Origin of the sequence: Massilia genomosp. 1 (assembly GCF_011682185.1) — a bacterium.
GTDB lineage: Bacteria > Pseudomonadota > Gammaproteobacteria > Burkholderiales > Burkholderiaceae_D > Telluria_A > Telluria_A rubra.
Window position 1 is genome coordinate 1 of sequence record NZ_WHJF01000194.1, and the last position, 5,076, is coordinate 5,076.

The 5,076-nt window shown below is 60.9% G+C and carries 6 protein-coding genes and 1 pseudogene; 2 read left to right on the plus strand and 5 right to left on the minus strand.

The features are described 5' to 3' along the window. Window positions 1-342 (plus strand): annotated as a pseudogene (locus tag F1735_RS35920) (glycoside hydrolase family 16 protein); the annotation flags it as partial. A 47-nt stretch (window positions 343-389) separates the two neighbouring features. Here F1735_RS35920 and F1735_RS32410 read toward each other — a convergent pair. The 3 genes from F1735_RS32410 to F1735_RS32420 form a co-directional block, all read right to left on the minus strand. Further along, the gene (locus tag F1735_RS32410) at window positions 390-1,343 is read right to left on the minus strand and encodes a hypothetical protein (protein ID WP_167240986.1); all 954 of its coding nucleotides are present in this window, start codon (window positions 1,341-1,343) and stop codon (window positions 390-392) included. Between the two features lie 216 nt (window positions 1,344-1,559). After that, on the minus strand, window positions 1,560-2,102 hold the full coding sequence (locus F1735_RS32415; protein WP_167240987.1) for a hypothetical protein: 543 nt from the start codon (window positions 2,100-2,102) through the stop codon (window positions 1,560-1,562). A gap of 36 nt (window positions 2,103-2,138) precedes the next feature. Next, window positions 2,139-2,849 carry a hypothetical protein gene (locus F1735_RS32420; protein WP_167240989.1) on the minus strand — a complete coding sequence of 237 codons (711 nt, stop codon included), beginning with the start codon at window positions 2,847-2,849 and terminating at the stop codon, window positions 2,139-2,141. A 119-nt stretch (window positions 2,850-2,968) separates the two neighbouring features. Here F1735_RS32420 and F1735_RS32425 point away from each other — a divergent pair, with 119 nt between their 5' ends. Continuing rightward, entirely contained in the window at window positions 2,969-4,336 is a 1,368-nt protein-coding gene (locus F1735_RS32425) for an MBL fold metallo-hydrolase (protein WP_167240991.1), read from the plus strand. Here the strand turns inward: F1735_RS32425 and F1735_RS32430 are convergent, their stop codons facing one another. Together F1735_RS32430 and F1735_RS32435 are read right to left on the minus strand one after the other, a co-directional pair. Then, complete coding sequence (locus F1735_RS32430; protein WP_167240993.1) at window positions 4,337-4,768, minus strand: hypothetical protein; 432 nt, start codon at window positions 4,766-4,768, stop codon at window positions 4,337-4,339. A 153-nt stretch (window positions 4,769-4,921) separates the two neighbouring features. Beyond that, on the minus strand, window positions 4,922-5,076 hold a 155-nt coding region (locus F1735_RS32435), incomplete at its 5' end, for a transposase domain-containing protein (RefSeq protein ID WP_167236946.1).

Consider the following 5,076-nt stretch of genomic DNA (forward strand, 5'->3'; position numbering starts at 1 on the left):
CCGACGGCGCCGCTCCCGATTCCGATTCACGTTAGGCCTTCGGCTTCGGCAACGCCGACGCCGACGCCGACCCCAACGCCAACCCCAATTTCGGTCAGCGCCACCCAGACCGGCCCGACAACGCTGCAATTCGCAGTGCGTACATCAAGCTGGGCGGACGTGCATTACACGGTCAATTCCGGCGGCCAGCAAAACATCCGCCTGCGCCAGGATGCCGGCAACAATACCTATGCCGCCGGTGGCCTGAAGGCCGGCGACGTGGTCAAGTACAGTTTCACGTACTGGGACGTGGCGAAGAACTATGCTGTCGATACTGCCCAGCAAACGTTCACGATGAAGTAAGCGGCAAGGGCGGGGCGCTTGCGATCATCGTGGCCGTCCGTCCTGCCTTATCTGGCCTTGGCTGGCTGCGCTGCTGGCGCCGGCAAGGCCGGCTTGCCGGCGGCCGGCGCCAGCCATTGTGTCGTCGGCGCCGTTATGTCCGGCTTGCGTTCCGCAGCGAAGGCCGACGCGAGCGCGGTCGAATTCATGTCGCGGAACAGGCGAATCCACTTGCCGTCTTCCGTCACCAGCATGGGAACCACGGGTTTGATGGCTTTCACGTTGTCCATGATGTGGAACAGCAAAGAAAAATCGCGCTGCACGTGTTGCGTGGTGAGACCGCACGCCTTGGGCTGCGGCAGCGTACGCTTGGCCCAGAATGTCTGCCATGCCAACGCCGGATTGGCGTCGCAGCGTATCTTGACCACCTTTTCCAGTGCCGGCACGGCGGCGGGGTCGCTTCCCAACAAGGAGGAGGGCACCAGGTAAAACGTCGTGTTCAGGCGTGACGCAGCTTTGGCCAGGTCTTTTTCCAGCATTTGGCAGCCGGGACAATCGACCGCCGAGAACATCAGGATCTTGCGTCCGCCGCCGTTGCCGTAGCTGATCTTGATCAGCTTGTCGTAATTGAGATTGGCCATGACTTCGGCCCGCACTTCATCGAGTTGCTTGGGCGTCATCCGGCGTGGTTTGCCGGCTTGCAATCCGACAGTGCTCAAGCCGCCCCCTTTGGTGGTGAGGGTCCCGGCGTCATTCGTGAGGGAAACCAGTTTGCCGGCCGGCGTGAAAATGCCGTACAGGCCTTTCACATGGGTTGGCACGACCTCGGCGTTGGCCGGGGTCACATCCGCCAGCGTCACGCCCGCCTGTTGCATGTTCGCAAAAAAATTGGTCCTGGCGGTATTCTGGTCGGCCAGCGCGGTCGATGGCGCGATCGCCGCCGCCACAGCCAGCAAGGCGGCGATGATGGCGGACGCCGGTTTGAACGGGGTGCGGGCGAGGTGGTGTGACATGGTTTTCACGGGAATACCTTTATGGGTGGTTATTCAGCTCTTGCGCTTTGCAGCGTCCAGCCAAGGGGTGGTGGGCGCCATCGCCACGGTGAGCGCGCACGGCTTGTGGTCGCACAGGATGCGGGCAAGTTGTTCCATCAATGCCGAGCCGCAATTGTCAAGGCCGCGCATCGACGCCGTCGCCCCGCACGAGGCGTGGCGAGGGCATGACGCGCTCCCTGCGCGCTATGCGTCGGCGCCGTCCAGCCAGAAAATGGCGTAGGCCTTGGCAGGGGTCTTTTCGGTCGGCTTTTCGATCTGGACCTGGGCGCAGTCTTCCGCCACCAGGCTGCGCCAGTTGAGAATGCCGGCATTGGCAAACACCGTGGTCGCTTTGGAGGCCAGGCTGATATCGAGCGCCAGGCGTGCGTTGCGCGCTCCGGTCTTGGCGTAATTGACGCCGCGCAGTTCGAAGCCGAACGCGCTCAGCCACGGCTCCCACAAGCCCGATTCCACGCCCTGCACGATGCGGCCGAACATATCCTTGAGCGGCAAGCCTTTTTTGATCACACCGCGCAGTGGTTCGAGCGACGGCGCCGTGCGCGCATCGGTCGACAGCTTGCCGGCGCCACGGTCGCCGATGGCCTTGATTTCCTTGGAAAAGGCCGCATCGCGTTCGGTGTAATCGCGCATCCGGGAGAAAAACTCGGTGCTGATGAACGGGTTTTCAGGCCGGCCGACTGGTTCTTCGGGGGCGCGTTTGGCCGGAGGCTGTTTTTTGGTGGTCATAGATTCGGAACTGGAGTGTAAGGGGCGTAGTTTAACTTACTTGCCAAGCAGGGCAAGCGACTCATTCCATTGCCCCAGCCACGGATAGAGGAAATCGTGGGCCTGGAATGCACGTTTGAGTTGCGAAATCGGCACGCGGTACGCATCGTTCATGCCCAGGGCGAGCGTGACCGGATTCCACATGGCCTGTTTTTTCGATTTGCGGGCGCTGCCTTTGATGCGCGCGCCTTCATCGCCGAAAATGCCGCCGGCGTCGTCGAGCGCCTTGTGCATATCGACCCGCAGCATGGTTCCGAATGCCGCCAACACGTCATCCTTGCTGATGCCGACGCGCGCCTCGCTGGCCGTTTCGACCACCACCGGCTTCGGCTCTGCCTCGTGTTTGAGCCTGGCGACCAGGCGTTCCAGCTCCTTTTTGAGAAAGCGCAGCTCGTGCAGCTCGCGCCGGAAACCCGGCGCCGGCAGCTGGGTCACGATCTTGTAGGCGTCCTTGGTGACGGTGATCAGCACATCCTCGCTGCCGGCCGCCAGGCGCGCAGTGTCGGCTTCCAGGAAGATGGGCGCGGCATAGCCGCCGTTGGCGTCGCCGAACAGCTCGGCGTGATTGGCGTCGTAATCGAGCCACACATACGGCGTGAGCGCGTTTTCCAGCAGCCGCGCCAGGGTCCACGGCGTGCCGGTTTGCTGTTCCATCCACGCGCAGGATTGTTCGGTGGTTGCCCGAAACGGGAGTTCGATGATCGTCATTGTTTATCCACTTGCAAAAAATTGAGCCACCGGGATGCCCGGTCTATACCGACATGATAGGCGATCGGCCGGCGCGCCATGCATTTCAGGGTGGCATGCGGCGTGAGATAATGGCCGCCATGACGCTCACTATCTCCAGGATTCTCCACGCCGGCTACGTGTTCGAATGCGAAGGCACGCGCATCGCATTCGATCCGGTGGTCGAAAACCCGTTCAGCCGCAATTGCCACGCTTTTCCGGACGTGCGCTTCGACCACGCGCAGTTCCGCGCGGTGCATTTCGACGCGGTCTTCATTTCCCACTTCCACGACGACCACTGCTCGTTCGACAGCCTCGATCTGCTGGACCGCGCCACGCCGATCTACCTCTACTGCCTGTTCGACGAATTGTTCGACATGGTGCGCGAGCTGGGTTTTAGCAAGGTGCATCAGCTGCGCCTCGACGCGCCGGTGCAGGTCGGCCCGATGACGGTGATCGCGCGCGAAGCGATGGATGCGGATGTGGACTCGATGTTCCACATCCAGGCTGGCGGCCTGAATGTGCTCAATGTCGTCGATTCGTGGATCGATCCCGCCATGCTGCCGGCGCTGGCGCGCTTTGCACCGTGGGACATGGTGCTGTGGCCCTTCCAGACCATGCGCGAAATCGACGTTTTATCGCCCTCGCGCGCCGCGCCCGCGCCGCCGCGGCTGCCGGAAGAATGGATCGGTCAATTGGCGGCGCTCAAGCCGCGCTATGTGGTGCCCAGTTCCTGCCAGTTCGTGCAGGAGCCGTGGTCCTGGTATAACCACGCGTTTTTTCCGATCACCTACCGCAAGTTCGCGCAAGAAGTGGGAGCGGCCTTGCCCGATGCGCAGGTGGTGCGGATGAATCCTTCGGTGTCGTTTGTGCTGGACCGCGTTGGCTTGGCTGCCGCGCCGCCATTGAGCTGGGTGGTGCCGGTCGGCGAGCAGGATGTCGATTACCGGTACGAAGGCCACGCGACGCCGCCGCCAACGGCCGATATTGCCCGCCATTTCCCGGCGCTCACTAGCGACCAACACGCGCGCGTGATCGATTACTGCACAGCGGGCTTGCTGGATAAATATCGCGGCATGGAACTGCCGGAAGAGAGTTTTTTCGAAAAGCCGCGCGTGTGGCGTTTATCGGTATTCGATCATGCGGGGGAGAGTACGCATTTCCATTACCGGATCGAGGGCGACAAGATCGAGATGATGGTCGGCGCGCCGGATGCCTTGTCGTGGACCACCGAAGTGCCCCTCGCCAGGCTGTATGCGGCGCTGGAACTGGGCGAGGCGCTGACCTCGATGTATATGCGCATGAACGATGCGGTGTTCGACCAACAGACCGAGGCCGATTTGCTCGATGCGGAACTGGTGGACGATCCGCTGATCCGGTGTTTGTTCAGCGATGTGTTCGGGGCGTACCAGGCGGCACAGTTACTGCGCATAAAAGAACGATGCCAGGTGGTGGACACGGCGGGCTGATCACACCCTTTCGAAAATTTTGTATTCGCCACCGGTAATCTCAAGAAAATTGACGACGTCGTCTTCCGCCTCCTCGCGCAGTTCGCGTGCCAGATCGGTACCACTTGACCATAAAATCACCTTCCCGTGAGCGAGTGGCTCGATGATCAAGATGACTACGCCATTCTCGTCATCGCTTGTTCGCGGCGGGGCTTTGAACGCCAAAATTTTCGATGATCCGGGCAGAACGGGCCACTCGCCCATTGCCTTGGTCTCAGGCGGCAGACGCGCTTCACTTATTGCATCTGCTATCGACGGGAATTCTCCCGAATACATTGCGACAATGTACTTATCTTTTGCAGTGAATAGCGGTGTCGGCTCAGTTAGTGCAACTTGAGGAACAGGCAAGGCAGTTGACACAGCAAGTTCAATAGGGTTTTTGGATTTCATCATTGATGACTTTTGTGGTTGAGCGCAGGTCTGCGCTTGGCAGACACCGTACGTTGGCTGGCTCAGTGTACGAGGTTGTTGCCAATGAGGCAAGCAATACGTTTTGTCAGGCGGGGCGACGGCTCGAATGTAAGCGATCCATCAACCCCAGACTGTTCAGGAAGTCACTCCGCTGGTTAAATCCGGGGTATGCAAATCCTTCATATTCCACGGCAGCAGCGCCGCTACATCATCCACGGTTTTCGCCGCCGGCAAGTCGCGCAGTACCCGGCGCAGCCACGTGTAAGGCTCCAGGCCATTCGCCTTGGCCG

Bases quoted from the DNA above. Each gene is read 5' to 3' on its own strand.
- F1735_RS32415 (WP_167240987.1), bottom strand. From the start codon at position 2,102: ATGACCACCAAAAAACAGCCTCCGGCCAAACGCGCCCCCGAAGAACCA.
- F1735_RS32420 (WP_167240989.1), bottom strand. From the start codon at position 2,849: ATGACGATCATCGAACTCCCGTTTCGGGCAACCACCGAACAATCCTGC.
- F1735_RS32425 (WP_167240991.1), top strand. From the start codon at position 2,969: ATGACGCTCACTATCTCCAGGATTCTCCACGCCGGCTACGTGTTCGAA.
- F1735_RS32430 (WP_167240993.1), bottom strand. From the start codon at position 4,768: ATGATGAAATCCAAAAACCCTATTGAACTTGCTGTGTCAACTGCCTTG.